Annotated in this window: 19 protein-coding genes; 5 read left to right on the plus strand and 14 right to left on the minus strand. The window is 69.3% G+C overall.

Going from position 1 to position 20,695, the window contains the following annotated elements; all coding sequences use genetic code 11:
• Positions 1–43 precede the first annotated feature (43 nt).
• Complete coding sequence (locus BST44_RS00070; protein ID WP_083174204.1) at positions 44–310, plus strand: hypothetical protein; 267 nt, start codon at positions 44–46, stop codon at positions 308–310.
• Here the strand turns inward: BST44_RS00070 and dnaG are convergent.
• Genes dnaG through BST44_RS00085 form a run of 3 tightly spaced genes read right to left on the minus strand, consistent with a single transcriptional unit; the run spans position 285 to position 4,192 of the window.
• On the minus strand, positions 285–2,234 hold the full coding sequence (gene dnaG / locus BST44_RS00075; protein ID WP_083174205.1) for a DNA primase: 1,950 nt from the start codon (positions 2,232–2,234) through the stop codon (positions 285–287). The genes BST44_RS00070 and dnaG overlap by 26 nt on opposite strands.
• Positions 2,235–2,264: 30 nt before the next feature.
• Positions 2,265–2,873, minus strand: coding sequence for a superoxide dismutase[Cu-Zn] (sodC, locus tag BST44_RS00080; RefSeq protein ID WP_083174207.1), 609 nt, complete (start codon positions 2,871–2,873; stop codon positions 2,265–2,267).
• 53 nt (positions 2,874–2,926) lie between these two features.
• Complete coding sequence (locus tag BST44_RS00085) at positions 2,927–4,192, minus strand: deoxyguanosinetriphosphate triphosphohydrolase (protein ID WP_083174208.1); 1,266 nt, start codon at positions 4,190–4,192, stop codon at positions 2,927–2,929.
• A gap of 95 nt (positions 4,193–4,287) precedes the next feature.
• Between BST44_RS00085 and BST44_RS00090 the strand changes: the two genes are divergently transcribed.
• Complete coding sequence (locus BST44_RS00090; protein WP_083174709.1) at positions 4,288–6,267, plus strand: TPM domain-containing protein; 1,980 nt, start codon at positions 4,288–4,290, stop codon at positions 6,265–6,267.
• A gap of 25 nt (positions 6,268–6,292) precedes the next feature.
• Here the strand turns inward: BST44_RS00090 and BST44_RS00095 are convergent, their stop codons facing one another.
• From BST44_RS00095 to BST44_RS00105, 3 genes are all read right to left on the minus strand, one after another.
• Positions 6,293–6,541: a hypothetical protein gene (locus tag BST44_RS00095; RefSeq protein ID WP_083174210.1), complete on the minus strand. Its 249-nt coding sequence runs from the start codon at positions 6,539–6,541 to the stop codon at positions 6,293–6,295.
• 224 nt (positions 6,542–6,765) lie between these two features.
• A complete protein-coding gene (locus BST44_RS00100; protein ID WP_083174211.1) occupies positions 6,766–7,977 on the minus strand; it encodes a PPE family protein in 1,212 nt (403 codons plus the stop codon).
• A 222-nt stretch (positions 7,978–8,199) separates the two neighbouring features.
• Positions 8,200–9,597 carry a glycine--tRNA ligase gene (locus tag BST44_RS00105; RefSeq protein ID WP_167380146.1) on the minus strand — a complete coding sequence of 466 codons (1,398 nt, stop codon included), beginning with the start codon at positions 9,595–9,597 and terminating at the stop codon, positions 8,200–8,202.
• 182 nt (positions 9,598–9,779) lie between these two features.
• Between BST44_RS00105 and BST44_RS00110 the strand changes: the two genes are divergently transcribed.
• Positions 9,780–10,187 carry an ArsR/SmtB family transcription factor gene (locus BST44_RS00110; protein ID WP_142274322.1) on the plus strand — a complete coding sequence of 136 codons (408 nt, stop codon included), beginning with the start codon at positions 9,780–9,782 and terminating at the stop codon, positions 10,185–10,187.
• Positions 10,184–10,573 carry a Fur family transcriptional regulator gene (locus BST44_RS00115; RefSeq protein ID WP_083174215.1) on the plus strand — a complete coding sequence of 130 codons (390 nt, stop codon included), beginning with the start codon at positions 10,184–10,186 and terminating at the stop codon, positions 10,571–10,573. Before BST44_RS00110 ends, BST44_RS00115 begins: the two co-directional genes overlap by 4 nt.
• A 40-nt stretch (positions 10,574–10,613) precedes the next feature.
• Here BST44_RS00115 and BST44_RS00120 read toward each other — a convergent pair whose 3' ends face one another.
• From BST44_RS00120 to recO, 3 genes are all read right to left on the minus strand, one after another.
• Positions 10,614–11,042 carry a hypothetical protein gene (locus tag BST44_RS00120; protein WP_083174216.1) on the minus strand — a complete coding sequence of 143 codons (429 nt, stop codon included), beginning with the start codon at positions 11,040–11,042 and terminating at the stop codon, positions 10,614–10,616.
• A gap of 170 nt (positions 11,043–11,212) precedes the next feature.
• Complete coding sequence (locus BST44_RS00125) at positions 11,213–12,130, minus strand: decaprenyl diphosphate synthase (protein ID WP_083174218.1); 918 nt, start codon at positions 12,128–12,130, stop codon at positions 11,213–11,215.
• A complete protein-coding gene (recO, locus tag BST44_RS00130; RefSeq protein WP_083174711.1) occupies positions 12,123–12,920 on the minus strand; it encodes a DNA repair protein RecO in 798 nt (265 codons plus the stop codon). The genes BST44_RS00125 and recO overlap by 8 nt, the downstream gene beginning before the upstream one ends.
• A 62-nt stretch (positions 12,921–12,982) precedes the next feature.
• On the opposite strand from recO, the gene BST44_RS00135 reads away from it, so the two are divergent.
• Positions 12,983–14,482: an amidase gene (locus BST44_RS00135; protein ID WP_083174219.1), complete on the plus strand. Its 1,500-nt coding sequence runs from the start codon at positions 12,983–12,985 to the stop codon at positions 14,480–14,482.
• A gap of 115 nt (positions 14,483–14,597) precedes the next feature.
• Here the strand turns inward: BST44_RS00135 and BST44_RS00140 are convergent, their stop codons facing one another.
• The 5 genes from BST44_RS00140 to ybeY form a co-directional block, all read right to left on the minus strand.
• Positions 14,598–16,103 (minus strand): SulP family inorganic anion transporter, encoded by a 1,506-nt coding sequence (locus BST44_RS00140; protein WP_083174221.1) that lies wholly within the window; start codon positions 16,101–16,103, stop codon positions 14,598–14,600.
• 539 nt (positions 16,104–16,642) lie between these two features.
• Positions 16,643–17,542, minus strand: a complete 900-nt coding sequence (gene era / locus BST44_RS00145; protein WP_065443797.1) for a GTPase Era — start codon at positions 17,540–17,542, stop codon at positions 16,643–16,645.
• A gap of 22 nt (positions 17,543–17,564) precedes the next feature.
• A complete protein-coding gene (locus BST44_RS00150) occupies positions 17,565–18,869 on the minus strand; it encodes a hemolysin family protein (RefSeq protein WP_083174222.1) in 1,305 nt (434 codons plus the stop codon).
• Complete coding sequence (locus BST44_RS00155; protein WP_083174224.1) at positions 18,866–20,155, minus strand: hypothetical protein; 1,290 nt, start codon at positions 20,153–20,155, stop codon at positions 18,866–18,868. Before BST44_RS00155 ends, BST44_RS00150 begins: the two co-directional genes overlap by 4 nt.
• Entirely contained in the window at positions 20,152–20,685 is a 534-nt protein-coding gene (ybeY, locus tag BST44_RS00160) for an rRNA maturation RNase YbeY (protein WP_083174712.1), read from the minus strand. Before ybeY ends, BST44_RS00155 begins: the two co-directional genes overlap by 4 nt.
• Positions 20,686–20,695 lie beyond the last annotated feature (10 nt).

The following is a 20,695-nucleotide window of genomic DNA, read 5'->3' on the forward strand; positions in this document are numbered from 1 at the left end:
CGGGTGAGGCAGGATGGGATGGTCGATAGTCGGGAGGAACGCTTTGATCCGGTATGTCGTGGTGCTCGGACTGGGTTACGTGCTGGGCTCGAAGGCCGGCCGTCGCCGGTACGAGCAGATCGTCGGGACCTATCGCGCGCTGACCAGCAGTCCCGTCGCCAAGTCGATGATCGAAGGAGGGCGTCGCAAGGTCGCGAATCGGATCTCCCCCGACACCGGCTTCGTGACCGTCGCCGAGATCGACGACCAGACGGCGATCATGGAGCGCGACGCCGAGGAGGCCCTCACATCGTCAGATCGTCGCCGCTAGCCTGCTCCAGCAGGCTGCGCCGGTAGGCCTCCATCGCGACCAGGTCGCCGAACAGCGCGTGGTACTCGTCGCCCTGCTCGATCGGCGACATCCGCTGCAACTTGGACTTCACCTCGGCGATCTGCCGGCCCATCCAGACCTCCTGCAGCCGGGCCAGCACGCCGGCGATGTAGCGCGGCAGTTTCTCGTCGTCGACCTGGACGGCCTCCACGCCGAGCTCGCTGACCAGGCCCGCGGTCAGGTCCGAGCCGGCCCGCTGCCGCACGGCGTCGATCCACTGCCCACCGGTGACGCCGCTCGACGTGCCGCCGGCGGCCTCGATCGCCCCGCGGACGGCCGCGTAGCCGGGATGGGTGAAGCTCTCGACGGTCAGCGTGTCGAAGACCGGCCCGGCCAGCGCCGGGTACTGCAGGGCCGACTTGAGCGCCTCGCGCTGCGGCCACAACGTCGGGTCGCGCGGGTCCGGGCGGGTGGCGGCGGGCTGGGACCGGACCTTTTCGGTGCCCACCTGCCCGCGCCCACGGAGGTCGGCAGACACGCGCGGCTTCTTGGCCTCGTCACGCACCCGCCCAATGACCTGCGCCACGTCGTCCCAGCCGACCCAGCCGGCGAGCTGGCGGGCGTACTCGTCGCGCAGCGTGGGGTCCTTGATCTGGCCCACCATCGGCACGCAGCGGCGCAGCGCCGCGACCCTACCCTCGGCGCTGTCCAGGTCCATCTCGGCCAGCGCCGTGCGGATCGCGAACTCGAACAACGGCGTGCGCCGCGCCACCAGGTCGCGCAGGGCGCCGTCGCCGGACTTCAGGCGCAGGTCGCAGGGATCCATGCCGTCCGGGGCCACCGCGACGAAGGACTGCCCGGCCAGGTTCTGCTCGCCCCCGAAGGCCTTGAGCGCGGCCGCCCGGCCGGCCGCGTCGCCGTCGAACACGTAGATCAGCTCGCCGCGGAAGAAGCTGTCGTCCATCATCAGCCGGCGCAGCATCGCCAGGTGCTCGTCACCGAACGCGGTGCCGCACGACGCCACGGCGGTGGTGACCCCGGCCAGATGCATCGCCATCACGTCGGTGTAGCCCTCCACGACGACGGCCTGGTGCCCCTTGGCGATGTCACGCTTGGCCAAGTCGATGCCGAACATCACCGACGACTTCTTGTACAGCAGCGTCTCCGGGGTGTTGATGTACTTGGCTTCCATCGGGTCGTCGTCGAACAGCCGGCGGGCGCCGAACCCGATCACCTCGCCGGCCGCGGAGCGGATGGGCCACAACAGCCGCCGGTGGAAGCGGTCGATCGGGCCGCGGCGGCCCTGGCGCGACAGGCCGGCCGCTTCCAGCTCCTTGAACTCGAAACCCTTGCGCACCAAGTGCTTCGTCAGTGAGTCCCACCCCGACGGCGCGAACCCGCAGCCGAAGCGACGGGCGGACTCACCGTCGAAATTGCGTTCGGTCAGGTACTGGCGCGCCGGCGCGGCCTCGTCGGATTCCAGCGCGGCCGCGTAGAACTCCGCCGCGGCCGCGTTGGCCGCGACGAGCCGGCTGCGACTGCCGCGATCGCGCTGCACGCTGGTCGCCGGGCCGGTGTAGCTGATGGTGTGGCCGATCCGGTCGGCGAGCAGCTCGACGGCCTCGACGAAGGTGACGTGTTCGATCTTCTGGATGAACGCGTAGACGTCGCCGCCCTCCCCGCAGCCGAAGCAGTGGAAGTGGCCGTGGTTGGGCCGGACGTGGAACGACGGCGACTTCTCGTCGTGAAACGGGCACAGGCCCTTGAGGGAATCGGCTCCGGCGCGGCGCAATTGGACGTAATCGCCGACGACTTCGTCGATGCGGACCCGCTCGCGGATGGCGGCGATGTCGCGATCGGGGATCCGGCCCCGGCCCCGGGCCCGGGCGTCGCCGTCCGCGCGTGAACCTGCCGGGCTGGACATCGGCTCAGTCTAGAGGGCCGAGCCGGCCGGTTATCCGGTTCCGATGACGCCGCATGCCACCCGGTCCATCGCGTTGTCGCTGTATTGGGCGCCGTGCAGCATCAACGCTTTGCCCTCGCCGCCCACGAGCACGTCCCTGGTGAACGCATCGGTGGTGGTGACCAGGTAGGCCGAGCCGTCCGAACGCACCTCGAGCGACGTCAGGTCACCGCTTTCGGGTTTCCCGGTGTGGCCGGGCGCGTTGTAATGACCGCCGGCGGACAGGAAGTTTCCGGGCGGACCGCCGGTCGGGGCGACGGAATTGGGCTCGCACTTGCCGAACTCGTGGACGTGCATGCCGTGGAATCCGGGGGTCAGAATGCCGCCGGCCACCGTCTTGACGGTGACGGTCACATACCCGCCGGTGAAGTCGAACGTCGCCGTGGCGACGGATCGCCCGTCCGGCGTCTTCAGTTGCGCGCTCAGCGATTCGCCGCTGGGCGCGGGCGTCGTCGTCTCGCCCGACGACGCGGGTGGGGCGCTCTTCACCGGAGGGGTGGTGCCGGGCTGGCTGCTCGCATGCTGGGGTGAGCTGCAGGCGGTCATGGCGACGACGGGAAGCCCCACCGCGAGGGTGGCGATACCGCTGAATTTGGTCATGTCGGGCAGCCTAGCCCGCGACGGCGACGGCGCCCCCGAGGGATGACCCGCCGCTAACCGGCCGACTGGCGCGCGTCGACGCGCTCCAGCCGGCCCTCGGTGTACGAGGCGATCTGATCGAGGACGACGCGTAGCCGTGCACGGTCGTCGGCCGCGGCGCTGAACGCCGCGGCGAAGACCGGATCGAGCGTGTGCGGGGCCCCGGAATACAGCCACTGCGCCACCCGGTGGATCCGTTCGCGCTGCAGCGCCTGGGTGCCCAGATGTCGCGGGTCGGACATGATGAACTGCAGCGCCAGGATCTTGAGCAGGGAAACCTCGGCGCGCACCACGTCGGGGACCAGCAAGTCGGCCCGGTAGCGCACCAGCGGCCCGGGACCGGCCGCCGCGCGGGTGGTGGCGATCGCGGCCGACGCAAACCGGCCGACCAACTCGCTGGTCAGCCGCTTGAGCGCCACCGACGCCGCCAGGGTGGCGTCGTACTTGCCGACCGCGGCGACCACCGGCAACCCCGAGAGCCGCCCCGCGGCCGCCATGAAGTCGTCGGCGCTGACCCGGGAGAATTCGCTCTCCCCCAATTTGGCCAGGGCCGCCGCCTCGTCGCCGTCGGCGAGCACCCGCAGGTCGATGCGCTGGGAGACGACGCCGTCCTCGACGTCGTGCACCGAATAGGCGATGTCATCCGCCCAGTCCATCACCTGCGCCTCCAGGCACATCCGACCCTCCGGCGCGCGGGCGCGAACCCAGGCCGCCGGCTCGCGGTCCTCGTCGTAGAAGCCGAACTTGCGTCGACCTTCGCTGCGGAACCACGGGTATTTGGTGACCGCGTCCAGCGATGCGCGGGTGAGGTTGAGCCCCGCGCTATCGCCTTGCTCGTCAAGCACTTTGGGCTCAAGGCTGGTCAGGATGCGGAAGTTCTGCGCGTTCCCTTCGAAGCCGCCCGCGCCGGCGGCCACCTCGTCGAGGGCGCGCTCACCGTTGTGCCCGTAGGGCGGGTGGCCGATGTCGTGGGCCAGGCCCGCCAACTCGACCAGGTCGAGGTCGCAACCCAGGCCGACGGCCATCCCCCGCCCGATCTGGGCGACCTCCAGCGAGTGCGTCAGCCGGGTGCGCGGCGTGTCACCCTCGCGGGGCCCGACCACCTGGGTCTTGTCCGCCAGGCGGCGCAGCGCGGCGCTGTGCAAGACCCGCGCCCGGTCCCGGGCGAAATCGGTGCGGTGCTGACCTTCCGTACCCGGCAAACCCGCAGTCTTCGGCGCTTCGTGCACCCGCCGCTGACGGTCGAAGTCGTCGTAAGGGTCTTGCCGATTCGTGGTCACCGCAGCACAGTCTGCCAGGGAACTGCCGGCCACGGACCGCCCCGCCGCGCGGCCGCCGGCCCGCGCCGCCGCGGGGCTAAATTGGCGTAATGCGCATGCGCACTGCCCGCCTGCTCAGCGTGATCGGGGCGATCCTCACGATCGGTTTCGGCGGCGGCCTGCTCGTGGCGCCCGCGGCCGGCGCGCAGCCCCCGTTCCGGCTGGCGGGTTACGTCACCGACAACGCGGGTGTCCTGTCGGACTCCGGCCGCGCGACCGTCACGTCGGCGGTGGACAGGCTGTACACGGACCGCCACATCCGGCTGTGGGTGGTCTACGTCGACGACTTCTCCGGCCAGGGCGCGGTGAACTGGGCGGAGCGCACGGCGCGGGCCAGCGACCTGGGCGACTACGACGCGCTGCTGGCGGTCGCCACCGCCGGCCGTGCGTACGCCTTCCTGGTGCCGACCGCCGTCAAGAGCGTCACCGCACGCCAGGTCGATGACCTGCGGCACAACAAGATCGAGCCCGCGCTGCACAACGGCGACTGGAGCGGCGCCGCGGTCGCGGCGGCCAACGGGCTCAACACGTCGCCCGGTTCCTCGGGCCGCGTCGCCCTGTTGGCCACGCTCGCGATCATCCTCGCCGCGCTGGCGGTCCTGCTGCTGGTCATGCGCTACCGGCGCAGGCGCCGGCGCGCGGCCGACCTGGCCGCGGCGCGCCGGGTCGACCCCACCGACGCCAGCGCGCTGGCGGGGGTGCCGCTGCAGGCCCTCGACGACCTGTCTCGCGAGTTGGTGGTGGATGTCGACAACGCCGTGCGGACCAGCTCCAACGAGCTCGACCTGGCGATCGCCGAGTTCGGCGAAGAACGCACCCGGCCGTTCACCGAGGCCGTCGACACCGCCAAAGCCGCTCTCTCCCAATCATTTACGGTGCGGCAGCAACTCGACGACAACACGCCCGAGACGCCCGACCAGCGCCGTGAGCTGCTCACCCGGGTGGTCGTGTCGGCGGCGCGCGCCGACCGGGAACTGGAATCGCAGACCGAGGCGTTCGAAAACCTGCGCGATCTGGTGATCAACGCCCCGTCGCGGCTCGACGCGCTGACCCGGCAGTACGTCGAGCTCACCACCCGCATCGCCCCGTCGGAACGGCGGCTGGCGGAGCTGCACGGCCAATTCGACGCCGCCGCATTGAGTTCGGTGTCCGGCAACGTCGCGGCCGCCGAGGAGCGGCTGGCGTTCGCCGACCGCAACATCAGCACGGCCCGGGGTTTGGCCGGCGAAGCGGTCAGCGGCAGGCAGGCCGGTCTGGTGGATGCCGTCCGCGCCGCCGAGTCCGCGCTCGGGCAGGCCCGCGCGCTTCTCGACTCGGTGGACAACGCGGCCACCGACATTCAGCACGCCATCGACCGGCTGCCGGCGGCCGTGACCGACATCCAGGCGGACATCAAGCGCGCGGACGAGCTCCTGCAGAAAGCGCGGGCCACCAAATCCGCTCACACCGGCGACCTGGTCGCGGCGCGGGATGCGGCCGCCCGGGCCGTCGACGGCGCGCGCGCCGGGGCCGCCACCGACCCGTTGGGGGCGTTCGCCCAACTCGCCAAGGCGGATGCCGACCTCAACGGCCTCCTGGTCACCCTGGCCCGCGAGCAGGCCACCGCCGAACAGCTCAACCGGGCCTTCGAGCAGGCGGTGTTCACCGCCGAGTCCCGGGTGCGGGCGGTGTCCGACTACGTCGACACGCGCCGGGGCAGCGTCGGCCCGGAGGCTCGCACCCGGCTCGCCGAAGCCAAACGGCACCTGCAGGCCGCGCGGGACCAGCGGGCGGGGAACCCGGCCGAGGCGATTTCGCACGCGAACGCCGCGTCGACGCTGGCCGCCCAGGCGCAGTCGTTGGCCAACGCCGACGTGCAGTCGGCGCAGCGCGCCTACGCCCGCGGAGGCGGCGGCGACATGGGCGCGATGCTGGGCGGGATCATCATCGGCAACGTGCTCGGTGGGGGCATGCGGGGTGGGTTCGGCGGCTGGAGCCCGACGTCATTCGGCGGCTCTTCCGGCGGCGGCTTCATGGGGGGCGGCGGCCGGTTCTGAACGGCTCACCCTCGTCGTCCGGCGCTCAGCCGGCGGCCGGGGAATGCGGTATCACGCCTCCGCTGCGCGGCATTTCGAAGTGGGGTTCGGCTTCGCCTTCCCACCGTTTCCATTCGTTCCACTGGTTGGCGTCGGCAACCGCGGCGGGGGCCGGGGTGTCGGTCACCGGATCGGCGGCGTCGGCGCTCACTTCGGTCTTCGGGGCCCAGTGGTCGTAGTCATCGGGCGGCACGGCCACGCCCCACTTGAGCGGAACCGACAGGCCGCCGAGCATCCCCGACTCACCCCGAACCGCCGACACCGACTCATCTGGTAGCGGCGGACCAAGAGGCAAAAGCATGTTGCCCCCTTCCACAGCCGATTTTCGGACGCTGTGGCCGAACCAATAACACCAAGCAGCCACATCGTAAGCCAAACTACGGGGAAATACCCGAAAAACGTGGATTTGCTTCCACGCAGCGCACGCCCGGCCCAGCGTCACGAGGTGGGGTCGGCTCCCTACCCGCCTTTGGTTCGCGGCACCACCTTGGGCCGGGACTGCACCACGTGTGGGTTCTCCCCGCCGCGGCGGCCCCGCGCGTCCGTCTTGTCGTCGTCGGCGTTGCGGTTGTCCATCGCCATGGCCATGGCCGGCGTCGAACCGGCCGGTGCCGACGACGGGGAGGACGATCCCCCGGCCGCGATCGGCGTGGGGAGTTGGGTGCCCAACGCCGGCACCGCGAGGCTCGTCAGGACCGCGGGCACCGGCATCGAACCCTGCCAGGTCGGCGGCACGGTGATCGCCCCCACGAACCGCGCGGTGCCCAGCCCGGCCGTGGCGACGCCCAGCCCGCCGACCGACTGCAGCCCTTGGAGGCCGCTGCCGGCGGCTTGCGGGGCCTGCGCGGCCACGGTGGTGACACCGGTCATCGCGGGCGCCGCCGCCGGCCCCACGTTGTGGGCCAGCACCATCATCGGGGACATCAGCGCGCTGGCCGGATACATCCCCATCGGGGCCAGGGCGGTCATCGTGGTCACCGGCATCGACGACAGCAGCGACGTCACCGACGAGAGGCCGGGGAAGAACGCCCCCAGCACCGACTGGAGGTCCGAAACGAAGCCGGCCCCCAGCGACCCGAACGCCCCGAGAGCCTGGGAGGCGAAGTTCAGCGGCGCCGTGACGAGCCCCGACAGTCCAGCCAGGCCGACCGGCGGGGCGCTGAACGCCGGCAGCGTCGCCGCCACCGTCTGGGCCCCGACGTGGTAGCCGACCATCGCGGCCACGTCCTGGGCCCACATCTCCATGTACTCGATCTCGGTCATCGCGATCGCCGGCGTGTTCTGGCCGAAGAAGTTCGTCGCGATCAGGGCGAGCAACCGGATGCGGTTCGCGAGCACCGCCGGAGTGGGCACCGTCGCCATGAACGCCGCCTCGTACGCCGTCGCCGCGGCCGTCGCCTGGCCGGCCGCGATCTCGGCTTGTCCGGCGGCGGAGATCAACCACTGCAGGTAGGGGGTCGCCGCCGCCACCATCGCCGCCGACGACGGGCCCGTCCAGGGACCGGAGGCCACTCCCGTCACTACCGACTCGAACGATGCCGCCGCCTCCGCCAGATCCGCCGCGAGTGCCTGCCAGGCCGATGCCGCCGTCAACAGTGGGCCGGGGCCGGCGCCGCCATACATCAGCGCAGAGTTGATCTCGGGGGGGAAGAACATAAAAGCTGGAATCATCACATCCCCGACCCACCGACCGCGTCAACGGCACCTACATTCACACGAACCGACACCCACCCCCGGCCACTAGACACATGAGCAACATCCGTTTTAAGAGCCTAGGCCAAACGGTTACCCAACAGCGGTTTTTTACGAAACGTTTAAGTACGTGGCGGCGGGGTGTCCGCGCCGGTCAACCGGGCAGTCCGAAGGCCCCGCGGCGGGCTCGGCCGGCGCCGGTCAGCAGCCCTTGAGCCGCGCGGCCAGATAGTCGCCCACGGCGTTCATCGCGACCCGTTCCTGCGTCATGTCGTCGCGGCGGCGCACCGTGACGGCGTTGTCTTCGAGCGAATCGAAATCGACCGTCACGCAGAACGGAGTCCCCACCTCGTCCTGGCGCCGATAGCGGCGCCCGATCGCGCCGGCGTCGTCGAAATCGATGTTCCAGCAGGTGCGCAGCTCGGCCGCCAGGTCCCGGGCCTTGGGACTCAGGTCGGCGTGCCGGGACAGCGGCAGCACCGCGGCCTTGACCGGCGCCAACCGCGGGTCCAGCCGGAGCAGCGTGCGCTTCTCCATCACGCCCTTGGCGTTGGGGGCCTGGTCCTCGGTGTACGCGTCGATGAGGAACGCCATGAACGACCGCGTCAGCCCGGCGGCCGGTTCGATGACGTACGGGGTGTAGCGGGTGTCGGTGACCTGGTCGTAGTACGACAGGTCGGCACCGGAATGCTTTGCGTGCGTGGACAAGTCGAAATCGGTTCGGTTGGCGACGCCTTCCAGTTCACCCCAGGGGTTGCCCGCGAAGCCGAACTTGTACTCGATGTCGACGGTGCGGTCGGAGTAGTGCGAGAGCTTTTCGGCCGGGTGCTCGAACAACCGCAGATTCTCCGGATTGATACCCAGGTCGACATACCATTGGTGGCGGGTATCGATCCAATACTGGTGCCATTCCTTTGCGGTCGACGGCTCGACAAAGAACTCCATTTCCATTTGCTCGAACTCGCGGGTCCGGAAAATGAAGTTGCCCGGCGTGATTTCGTTGCGGAAACTCTTGCCGATCTGGCCGATACCGAACGGCGGCTTCTTGCGCGCGGTGGTCACGATGTTGGCGAAGTTGACGAAGATGCCCTGCGCGGTCTCCGGCCGCAGGTAGTGCAGGCCTTCCTCGGTCTCGATCGGCCCGAGGTAGGTCTTGAGCATCATGTTGAACTCGCGCGGTTCCGTCCACTGCCCCTTGGTGCCGCAGTCCGGGCAGACGATCTCGGTCATCGGCACGGAGTCGGGGTCGTCGATCCCCTTCTTGGCGGCGTACGCCTCCTGCATGTGGTCCTGCCGATGCCGGTGGTGGCAGTTCAGGCACTCGACGAGCGGGTCGTGGAAGACCTCGACGTGACCGGAGGCCACCCAGACCTGCCGCGGCAGGATGATCGACGAGTCGATGCCCACGACGTCGTCGCGGCCGGTGACGACCGAGCGCCACCACTGCCGTTTGATGTTCTCCTTGAGTTCCACCCCCAGCGGGCCGTAGTCCCACGCCGACCGGGTGCCGCCGTAGATCTCGCCCGAGGGAAAGACGAAGCCGCGCCGTTTGGCCAGGTTCACTACGGTGTCGATGACGGACGCCACGGCGTGGTGCACTCCCTTTCCGGGTTTGGACGGGCACGCGCGGGGGTCGACCGCGGTGCACAGAGCATTCGTCATGGTAGCGATCGGCGCCGCGGTCTTTGACATGCGTCATCATGCATGTGACAGTGGAAGTCGACCGCCTCACGGCGTGTCCTCCCCACTACCTGGCACTTCTCGAGGTGATGACTCTCTCCATGGCGATGTCCCCCTCCCCGGCTTCTTCGATGCCGCCCGCCGCCGGCGAGCTGGGCGTGGTGGCGCACGAGCACGAAGGAACCGGCTCCCGCGCCCTGGCCGATTACCCCGTGCCGCCGCCGCGGGAGATCCTCGACGCGGCCGGCGAGCTACTGCGCGCGCTGGCCGCGCCCGTGCGGATCGCCATCGTGCTGCAGCTGCGCGAGTCCCACCGCTGCGTGCACGAGCTGGTCGACGCGCTCGGCGTGCCACAGCCACTGGTCAGCCAGCACCTGAGGATTCTCAAGGCCGCCGGCGTCGTCGCCGGGGAGCGCTCGGGCCGCGAGGTACTGTACCGGCTTGCCGATCATCACCTGGCGCACATCGTGGTGGACGCCGTGGCCCACGCGAGCGAGGACACGCCTTGACGGGCGCCAGTGTGCGGTCGACCCGGCAGCGGGCGGCGATTTCGACGCTGATGGACACCCTCGACGACTTCCGCTCGGCGCAGGAGTTGCACGACGAGCTGCGCCGCCGCGGCGAGAACATCGGGTTGACCACCGTCTACCGGACGTTGCAGTCCATGGCAGCGGCGGGAATGGTCGATACGCTGCGGACCGACACCGGCGAGTCGGTCTACCGCCGGTGTTCCGAGCACCACCATCACCATCTGGTCTGTCGCAGCTGTGGTTCCACCATCGAGGTCGGCGACCACGAGGTGGAGGAGTGGGCGGCGCAAATCGCCGCCAAGCACGGCTATTCCGACGTCAGCCACACCATCGAGATCTTCGGCACCTGCAAGGACTGTCGCTAGCTCCCCGGACGTCGGACTGGCTTTCCGCTGGGCGGAAGCGTCACGACGTCAGCGAGCTCCGGATCCCGGCGCCGGTGTCGAGCACCAACAGGATCAGGGTGCGCAGGGCGTCGTCGGTCAGGCCCGCGCCGGGAAAGTTGTAGCGCAGCATCACGTCGCCGGTTTTGGCCGCGCCCTTGCCCGAGTTGCGTTGCGCGGCTTTCTGATCGACCTTCTCGGCGAGCGTGATGCTGCCGAAGTTGCAGTCGCGCGCCTGCTTGGCGACCTGATCGCTGACCTTCTTGGTCAGCGGCAGGTCCCATGCCACGACCTGGGTGAGCGACACGAGGTCGAGGTCGTCGGCGATGTTCACCACTCGCAAGGACGCGATGGTCCCGGCATGGCGCACCGTCAGCGCCCCGTCGGGCTCCTCCTCGACCGAGAGGACCTCGCCGAGCACCGAGGCCAGACGTTCCTGCAGTGGTGGCATCGGATCCTCTCCGTGAGGACCCGTTGCGCCCGGCTCCGCCGCGCTTCCGGTCCCCACTAAATCATCCTCGTGAGGACCCGTTGCGCCCGGCTCCGCCGCGCTTCCGGTCCCCACTAAATCATCCTCGTGAGGACCCGTTGCGCCCGGCTCCGCCGCGCTTCCGGTCCCCACTAGGCGCTCCCGAATCTTCTGTTCCGCGAAGCGTATTCCTCGCAGGCCGCCCACAAGTCGCGGCGGTCGTAGTCGGGCCACAGCTTGTCCTGAAAGATGTACTCGGCGTAAGCCGCCTGCCACAGCATGAAATTGCTGGATCGCTGCTCCCCCGACGTCCGCAGGAAGAGGTCCACGTCGGGGATGTCGGGCCGTTGCAGGTGATGGGCCACCGTCGATTCGGTGACGCGCTCCGGGTTCAGCCTGCCCGCAGCCGCCAGGCGTGCGATTTCCCTTGCGGCGTCGGCAATTTCGGCACGGCCACCGTAGTTCACGCAGTAGTTGACGGTGATGACGTCGTTGTCCTTCGTCATGTCCTCCGCGATCGCCAACTCGTTGATCACGCTGCGCCACAGCCGGGGCCGTGAACCCACCCACCGGATCTTGACCCCTATGGTCTTCAGGTTCACGCGGCGCATGCGGACCACGTCGCGGTTGAAGCCCATCAGGAAGCGGACCTCCTCGGGGGACCGCTTCCAGTTTTCGGTGGAGAACGCGTAGAGGCTGAGCCACTTGATGCCGATTTCGATCGCACCGCAGACGACGTCGATGACCACCGCCTCCCCCGCCCGGTGGCCGTCGGTTCGGGTCAGGCCCTGTTCGGTGGCCCAGCGGCCGTTGCCGTCCATCACGATGGCCACATGATTGGGCAGTCGATCCGCCGGAATGCGCGGCGCCGCGGCCTTCGAGATGTGTTGCGGCGGCCGGCAGGGGCCGCCGTCCACGGACGGCGGCAGTTCGGGAAAGACGACCGGCCAGGTCGACCGGTCGGGAAAGACCGGGTAGTCGTCGGGCGCGGGGGGCAGCTGGGGGAAATCGGTCGGCTTCGGGGGGCGCTCGGCCTTCCGGCCGGGGCCACCGGCGCGGACCCTAGCCACAGTCCAGGTCCCGCTCGACCAGCGCCGCGCGCCGCTGCGCGAGGGTGCGGTCGACGTGATACGTCCGTTCCACCAGCGGCAACGTTTTCAGCTGCCGTTCCAGATGCCATTGCAGGTGCGCGGCCACCAGGCCGCTGGCGTAGCTGCGGTGCGATTGCGGGGCCTGTTCGGCGAACTCCCACTCGCCGTCGTGCAGCGCGGACATCAGATCCAGCACGCCCGGCGGCGGTGTCGTCGAACCGGCCGGACGGCAGTGGGTGCAAACGCTGCCCCCGGCGCCGACGTGAAACGCCCGATGCGGCCCGGGGGTGGCGCACCGGGCGCACTCGGTCAGCGCCGGCGCCCACCCGGCGATGCCCATGGCGCGCAGCAGGTAGGCGTCCAGCAGCAGGTCCCGGGACCGGCGGCCGTCGGCCACCGCCCGCAGGGCGCTGACCGTGAGCCGGTGCAGGGCCGGGGCGGGGGCCCGCTCCTCACCGGCGAGGCGCTCGGCGGTTTCCAGCATCGCGCACCCGCAGGTGTAGCGGCCGTAGTCGCTCACGATGTCGGTGGCGAACGCGTCGATCGAGACGACCTGGGTGACGATGTCGAGATTGCGGCCGGGATGCAGTTGCGCGTCGATGTGCGCGAACGGCTCCAGCCGCGCGCCGAATTTGCTGCGGGTGCGGCGAACCCCCTTCGCCACCGCCCGAACCAACCCGTGATCGCGGGTTAGCAGGGTGACGATCCGGTCGGCCTCGCCGAGCTTGTGCTGACGCAACACCACCGCCCGGTCTCGATACAGCCGCATCACCATAGTTTTGCACCCCGCCGCGACAATGCTGGTATCCGCGCCGGTTAGTCTCGTACCCCGTGATTGGCGCTTCCAACTCAGGTCCTGGGTCCGTTTTCGGATCCGGTGGCCAGCGCCTGCCCACGCTGACTGACCTGCTGTATCAGCTGGCCAGCCGCTCCGTGACATCCGTCACACTGGTGCGCCGGTCCCTGCACGCCATCCATGCGAGCCAGCCGACGCTGAACGCCTTCCGCGTCGTGCTGACCGAGTCCGCGCTGGCCGACGCGGCCGCGGCCGATCGGCGGCGGGCGGCCGGAGACACGGCGCCGTTGCTGGGCATCCCGATCGCGGTCAAAGACGATGTCGACGTTGCTGGAGTGCCGACGGCCTACGGCACCGAGGGATACGTCCCGCCCGCAACCCACGACGCCGAGGTGGTTCGCCGCTTGAAGGCGGCGGGCGCGGTGATCGTCGGCAAGACCAACACCTGCGAGCTCGGCCAGTGGCCCTTCACCAGCGGGCCCGGCTTCGGGCACACCCGCAACCCCTGGTCGCGGCGGCACAGCCCGGGCGGCTCGTCCGGCGGCAGCGCGGCCGCGGTGGCCGCGGGGCTGGTCACCGCCGCGATCGGCTCCGACGGCGCCGGCAGCGTCCGCATCCCCGCCGCCTGGACGCACCTGGTCGGCATCAAGCCGCAGCGCGGCCGCATCTCCACCTGGCCGCTGCCCGAGGCGTTCAACGGAATCACGGTCAACGGCGTGCTGGCCCGCACGGTGGCCGACGCGGCGCTGGTGCTCGACGCGGCGTCGGGCAACGTCGAGGGCGACCGGCACAAGCCGCCCCCCATCACGGCGTCCGACTACGTCGGCATCGCGCCCGGTCCGCTGAACATCGCGCTGTCGACCCGGTTCCCCTACACCGGTTTTCGCCCCAAGCTGCATCCCGAGATCCTGGCTGCGACGCGCGCCGTGGCCGACCAGCTCGAGCTGCTCGGCCACACCGTGGTGCCCGGCAACCCGGACTACGGCCTGCGGCTGTCGTGGGATTTCCTCGCCCGGTCCACCGCCGGCCTGCGCGACTGGGAGGAGCGGCTGGGCGACGGCGTGATCCTCGACCCCCGCACGGTGTCCAACCTGCGCCTGGGTCACGTGTTGGGTCAGGCGATCCTGCGCACCGCGCGCCAACACGAAGCCGCGGCCCAGCGCCGGGTGGGCTCGGTCTTCGACATCGTCGATGTCGTGCTGGCCCCGACCACCGCCCAGCCGCCACCGCTGGCGCGCTCCTTCGACCGGTTGAGCGGCTTCGCCACCGACCGCGCGATGATCGCCGCCTGCCCGCTGACCTTCCCGTGGAACGTGTTGGGCTGGCCGTCGATCAACGTGCCGGCCGGGTTCACCTCCGACGGGCTGCCGATCGGCGTGCAGTTGATGGGGCCCGCCAACAGCGAGGGCATGCTGATCTCGCTGGCCGCCGAACTGGAGGCCGTGTGCGGGTGGTCGACCAGGCAACCGACGATGTGGTGGAACGCCGAGACGGGCACACCCCCGGTCGCGGGCGCCCCGCCGCCGCGAAGGTGAAACGTCAAGCGGCGCAGTGCCGGACGTGGACTTCGCTCGAGTTGGCGCCCACCCCTGAGCAGTGTCGACGACGGGCGGCGTCGCTATCTCGTCCTTTAGTCGCCGAGTATCGGTATCAGTGAGCGCCGGCCAAAAGTGGGCTCAGTAGGGCGTGGCGCCGCGCGCTGGTCTCGTTCATCCCGACCAGAGTGACGTTTTTCCCCTTGGACTGGTACTTGTTCGTGATCGCATCCAGCGTGGCAACGCTGGATGCATCCCAGATGTGCGCACCACTCATGTCGATGACGATGTTGGTGGGGTCGCTGGCGTAGTCGAACTGATAGATCAGGTCGTTACTGGAGGCGAAGAACAATTCGCCCTGGACCGCATACACCCGGGTGTCCTCGTCGGGATGATCGACGTCGATGACGTCGGTAACGTGCGCGACCCGATTCGCGAACAGCACCATCGCGGTCAGCGTCCCTGCCGCGACACCGAAAGCCAGGTTGTCGGTGGCCACGGTGCCGACCACCGTCGACAGCATCACCGCCGTCTCACTCTTCGGCATGCGGCGCAACGTCTTTGGGTTCACGCTGTGCCAATCCATGGTGGCCGCGGAAACCATAATCATGACCGCGACCAGAGCCGCCATCGGAATCTTGGCGACCAGATCACCCAGCCCCACAACCAGCGCGAGGAGAAACGAGCCCGCCAGAAAGGTGGAGATGCGGGTGCGCGCGCCGCTGATCTTGACGTTGATCATGGTCTGGCCGATCATCGCGCAGCCACCCATGCCGCCGAAGAAACCCGTCACGAAGTTGGCCACACCTTGGCCGATGGCCTCGCGGGACTTGTTGGAGTGGGTATCGGTGATGTCGTCGACCAGTTTGGCCGTCATCAGCGATTCCAGCAGCCCGACCAGCGCCATCGCCAGAGCGTAGGGGGCGATGACCCCCAGGGTGTGCCCCGTCATCGGCACGTCCGGGACCAACAGTCGCGGCAAGCTGGTCGGCAACTGTCCCTCGTCGCCGACGGTGGGCACCGACCACTTCAGCGCGACGGCCGCCGCGGTCAGGACCACGATCGCTACCAACGGCGCCGGGACGACGGTCGTGATTCTGGGCAGCAGCGCAATCATCGCCAAACCCGCAGCAACCATCGGATACACCAGCCACGGCACCCCACGCAGGTGCGGCATCTGTGACAGGAAGATCAAAATCGCCAACGCGTTGACGAAGCCCACCATCACGCTGCGCGGCACGAACCGCATCAACTTGGCCACCCCGAGACCGCCCAGGGCGAGCTGGAACACGCCGGCCAGGATGACCGCGGCGACCAAATAGTTCACCCCGTACTGCCGGGTCAGCGGAGCGACCACCAGGGCCACCGCACCGGTGGCGGCCGAGATCATCGCCGGCCGGCCCCCGACGATGGCGATCGTGACAGCCATCGTGAAGGCCGCGAACAACCCAACCCTGGGATCGACACCGGCGATGATGGAAAACGCGATCGCTTCCGGGATCAACGCCAACGCGACCACCAGACCCGCCAGCACTTCCCGGCGTAAGCGGCGTGGTGAGCGCAGCGCGGCCAGGACCGACTGTTCGTCGACGGGTGTGGCCGGTGTTGCCACGGTTGTCATCTGAAAGCTCCGTTTCGGACGGATGCGCCGCAGGGCGCAAGTTGGTTAAGTCAATTGCCAGCAGAATCGCTGCACTGCACGAGAAGCGTTGTCGCCGAACATCTTTGCATCACTGCGTCCACAACGCTCGCCCGGACCAACGGGGATCCAGGCGCGACTCGGCTACGCCGACTCTACCCACGCGCAAGGGTCGACCCGCAATCAAAACGCATCGTATGTGGGCAAGCACACATTCGGAACTCGGCTTCGGCGGTCGCGGCCAGCGTGGCGGCACAGCGCAGGGTCATCTCGGGGTTTTCATGCCCGAGGTAGCGCGTTGCACGGCGGGGATGGGCACGCCGTCGCTAAGCAGTCGATGGAGGGGGCGGTGAGTCCGGCTGAACCGCAACTGGTTTCCCGCGGCATCTGAGCCCGCGCAGGGCTTTTAATCTCGTCGGAGCTGCGTTGTAGGTGGCACACGGGCGTGGCCGGCGACCGGCCCGATCCTGCTTGCCTCCGACGATCAAGCGCTTCGGCGCCAGATCGGGGCAGGTGGCGCGTCAGAAGCCAAGCCGGCCAAGCTGTTTGGGATCGCTCTGCCAGTTCTTGGCGACCTTGACGCGCAGGTCCAGGTAGACCTTGGTGCCGAGCAGCTTTTCGATCTGGCCGCGCGCCGCCGTACCCACCTGCCTCAGCCGGGCGCCACCCTTGCCGATGATGATGCCCTTCTGGCTGTCGCGCTCGACGAACAGCAGCGCGTGCACGTCGATCAGGTCGTCGCGGTCCTCGCGGGGGTTGACCTCGTCGATCACCACCGCCAGCGAGTGCGGCAGCTCGTCGCGCACCCCCTCCAGCGCGGCCTCGCGGATCAACTCGGCCATCAGGACTTCCTCGGGCTCGTCGGTCAGCTCGCCGTCGGGGTAGTACGCCGGGCCGGCGGGCAGCGCCGCGGCCAGCACGTCGATCAGCACGTCCACCTGCTCCCCGGTGGCCGCGGAGACCGGGACGATCTCGGCCGAGTCGCCGACCAGCTCGCTCACCGCGACCAGCTGCGCGGCCACCCGATCTCTGGGCACCTTGTCGATCTTGGTGACGATGGCCACCAGCGTCGTCTTCGGTGCGGTGGAACGGATCTGGTCGACGATCCACCGGTCCCCGGGACCGATCGCCTCGTCGGCCGGGATGCACAACCCGATCACGTCGACTTCGCCGTAGGTGTCGCGCACCAAGTCGTTGAGCCGCTTGCCCAGCAGGGTGCGCGGCCGGTGCAGGCCGGGCGTGTCGACCAGGATGATCTGGAAGTTTTCCCGGTGCACGATGCCGCGAATGGTGTGCCGCGTGGTCTGCGGGCGCGTCGAGGTGATGGCCACCTTGGTGCCGACCAGCGCGTTGGTGAGCGTCGATTTGCCGGTGTTCGGCCGGCCGACCAAACACACGAACCCGGAACGGAATTCGCTCATATCGTCGAGCGTGCACTCGGTGTCACAGCGGGTTCCCCTCGTCGGAGCCGTTGGTCTCGGGCTGGGCCGGGCTCAGCAGGACGGTGCCGATCCGCACGCGCCCCCGGTGGTCGGTGCCCCCCTCGGCCTGCAGCCGCAGCCCGTGCGAGACCACCTCGGCCCCGGGCAGCGGAACCCGGCCCAGTTCCAGCGCAAGCAGGCCGCCGACGGTGTCGACGTCGAGGTCGTCGTCGAATTCGACGCCGTACAGTTCGCCGAGGTCTTCGATCGGCAACCGCGCCGAAACGCGGAAACGTTTGTCGCCCAGCTCTTCCACCGGCGCCGTCTCCGCCTGGTCGTACTCGTCGGCGATCTCGCCGACGATTTCCTCCAGCACGTCCTCGATGCTGACCAGCCCGGCTATCGCGCCGTACTCATCGACGAGCAACGCCATGTGGTTGCGGTCGCGCTGCATTTCGCGCAGCAGCGTGTCCAGCGGCTTGGAGTCCGGCACGAACACCGCCGGGCGCATCACCTGGGCCACGGTGATGCCCCGACCGCCGTCGCCCGACAGAAACGCCTGCTGCACAAGGTCTTTCAAATACACCACACCGACGATGTCGTCGACGTTCTCGCCGATCACCGGGATGCGGGAATGGCCGCTGCGCACCGCCAGGGTCAGCGCCTGGCTGGCAAGCTTGTCGCTTTCGATCCAGATCATCTCGGTGCGCGGCACCATCACCTCGCGCGCGGGGGTGTCACCGAGCTCGAACACGGACTCGATCATCCGGCGTTCGTCGGCGGCGACCACACCGCGCTGCTGGGCCAGGTCGACGACCTCGCGCAACTCGATCTCGGATGCGAACGGTCCGTTGCGCAAGCCACGCCCCGGCGTCAGCGCGTTACCCAGGACCACCAGCAACCGGCTCAGCGGCATCAACAACCACGAGATGATCCGCAGCGGAACGGCCATCGTCAACGAGATGGTGTAGGCGTGCTGCCGCCCGAGGGTGCGCGGACCGACCCCGATGACCACGAAACTCGTCACCACCATGGTGGCCGCGGCGCCGAACAATGCCCAGTTCAAACCCAGGTTGTCGTACAGGAACAGCACCAGCAGCACCGTCGCCGTGATCTCGCAGGTGATCCGCAGCAGCACGACGAGATTGATGTAGCGCGGCCGCTCGGCCATCACCTCGGCCAGTGACACGGCGCCGGGCCGCTCCTCGCGGACCAGTTCCTGGACCCGGGCCAGCGACACCGTACTGATGGCGGCGTCGGTCGCCGCGAACAGCCCGCCGATGGCGATCAGCGCCATCGCGCCGAGCAGCCAGGACAGGCCGGTCAATTGCCGGAAGACCTTGACGTGGTGACGGGCTCCCCTACGTCGTCGTCACTCCGTTTCCGATTCAGGGCCCACGCGGTCAGGCCCACGACCACGCCCAGGGCCCCGTAACCCAGCGCCGAGGGCCACCACGGCTGGGGTGGCTGGGCGGGCTCCTCGTGCGGGCGGACGGCCAGCACCACCAAGAAGTCGCCGTCGTCGGTCGGGCCCGCCGAAGGCAGCGACTGGGTCTTGGTCACCCTGATCTGCGCGTTGCTGCTGCTGGAGTCGTTGATCTCGCCCCAGGCCATCGTGGAGTCGTCGAGCAGGAACACGACCTGGCTGCCCCCCGGCTGGCTGTCGTCCCGGCGCACCACGGCGACCTGACCGACCTCCAGCGTCTGGTTGGCGGCCGGAACGGAGACGAGGACGGTCTGGTACACCTTCGAGGGCTGGGGCGGCTTGTAGTCCGGCGGCGGGGGGCCGTTGAAACCGTCCGGCGGTACCGAACCGCCGCCGTAGAAGCTGCCCGCCGCCACCCAGCCGTCACCGACCGCGGTGAAGGGGACGACGCCGACGGTCGCGGCGTCGAGCACCATTCGGGCACCGGCGGGCAGGTACGCCTCCCGATCGGCGCCGTTGTAGAAGTAGCGGAACGTCATCGCCTGGTTCAGCGGGTTGAACAGGGCCGGGCGGCGATACGCGTCGTCGTAGTCGACGTAGTCCCAGTGCCGGGGCCGGACCAACCGCTGATTGTCGACCTTCAGGACGTCGACGTTCTCCCGGTGGGTGCTGACCACGTTCTGCACCCGCTGGTCGAAGTCGATCTGCTTGGGCGGCTTGGGCGGGTCGGCGGGGTTGACCCGCGTCGCCGACGCGGACTTTGCCGCGGCCACCGCCTGGGGCGCGACGTCGAGCCCCCTCGGCGGTGCCACCACGGGAACGTTTCTCGGCGCATCGGGGCCCGCCGGGTTGATCGTCGGGGCCGTATTGGCGGGCGGCAGGTTTGACGGCTTGGCGGGTGTGGCCTGCACCGGCACGGGGTTCGGCGGTTCGTACGGCGGGAGCGCCGGAATCTGCACCTGGGTCGAAGGCGGCTGAGCGCGGCGAGGCGGCGCGTCCTGGGAGCACACGTTGGAGGTGTGATACTGCGCCACCAGGTACTGACACCACTGGCACCTGGTGGGGTTGGACCCCGCGCCGGCGCACGGGGCCGCCTCGGCCACCCCGATCGTGGTGGCGACCAACGAGACCGGCGCGAGGGCGAACGCGGCTGCGGCCGCGATCCCGAGAATTTTACGAAGGCTCAATTGTCGAAATACCTTGACTTGTCCAGCAATCGGCGGTCCCGCTCCTGCTGGCGGTCCTGGTGGTAGGCCTCGACCTGCTCGGCGACCCACTCTTCGAGCAGCCGGTCCTGAAGGGCGAACATCTCTTTTTCCTCGTCCGGTTCACCGTGGTCGTAGCCCAGCAGGTGGAGCACGCCGTGGATGGTCAACAGTGCCAACTCATGCCCCAGGCTGTGCCCGGCCGCGTCGGCCTGCCCGGCCGCGAACTCCGGGCACAGCACAATGTCGCCCAGCATCGACGGTCCCGGCTCCGGGGCGTCGGGCCGGCCGCCGGGCTCGAGCTCGTCCATCGGAAAGCTCATCACGTCCGTCGGCCCGGGCAGGTCCATCCAGCGCATGTGCAGGTCGGCCATCGCCGCGGTGTCCAGCAGGACCATCGATAGTTCGGCCGCCGGGTTGACGTCCATCTTGGCGATGACGAACCGGGCGACGCTGATCAGTTCGGTTTCCGAGACGTCAATGCCCGACTCGTTGGATACCTCGATGCTCATCGGATGCCCG

The sequence above is a fragment of the Mycobacterium scrofulaceum genome (assembly GCF_002086735.1).
In the GTDB taxonomy this organism is placed as follows: domain Bacteria; phylum Actinomycetota; class Actinomycetes; order Mycobacteriales; family Mycobacteriaceae; genus Mycobacterium; species Mycobacterium scrofulaceum.

Bases quoted from the DNA above. Each gene is read 5' to 3' on its own strand.
- dnaG (WP_083174205.1), bottom strand. From the start codon at position 2,234: ATGTCCAGCCCGGCAGGTTCACGCGCGGACGGCGACGCCCGGGCCCGG.
- sodC (WP_083174207.1), bottom strand. From the start codon at position 2,873: ATGACCAAATTCAGCGGTATCGCCACCCTCGCGGTGGGGCTTCCCGTC.
- BST44_RS00090 (WP_083174709.1), top strand. From the start codon at position 4,288: ATGCGCACTGCCCGCCTGCTCAGCGTGATCGGGGCGATCCTCACGATC.
- BST44_RS00095 (WP_083174210.1), bottom strand. From the start codon at position 6,541: ATGCTCGGCGGCCTGTCGGTTCCGCTCAAGTGGGGCGTGGCCGTGCCG.
- BST44_RS00100 (WP_083174211.1), bottom strand. From the start codon at position 7,977: ATGATTCCAGCTTTTATGTTCTTCCCCCCCGAGATCAACTCTGCGCTG.
- BST44_RS00110 (WP_142274322.1), top strand. From the start codon at position 9,780: ATGGCGATGTCCCCCTCCCCGGCTTCTTCGATGCCGCCCGCCGCCGGC.
- BST44_RS00120 (WP_083174216.1), bottom strand. From the start codon at position 11,042: ATGCCACCACTGCAGGAACGTCTGGCCTCGGTGCTCGGCGAGGTCCTC.
- recO (WP_083174711.1), bottom strand. From the start codon at position 12,920: ATGCGGCTGTATCGAGACCGGGCGGTGGTGTTGCGTCAGCACAAGCTC.
- BST44_RS00140 (WP_083174221.1), bottom strand. From the start codon at position 16,103: ATGACAACCGTGGCAACACCGGCCACACCCGTCGACGAACAGTCGGTC.
- era (WP_065443797.1), bottom strand. From the start codon at position 17,542: ATGAGCGAATTCCGTTCCGGGTTCGTGTGTTTGGTCGGCCGGCCGAAC.
- ybeY (WP_083174712.1), bottom strand. From the start codon at position 20,685: ATGAGCATCGAGGTATCCAACGAGTCGGGCATTGACGTCTCGGAAACC.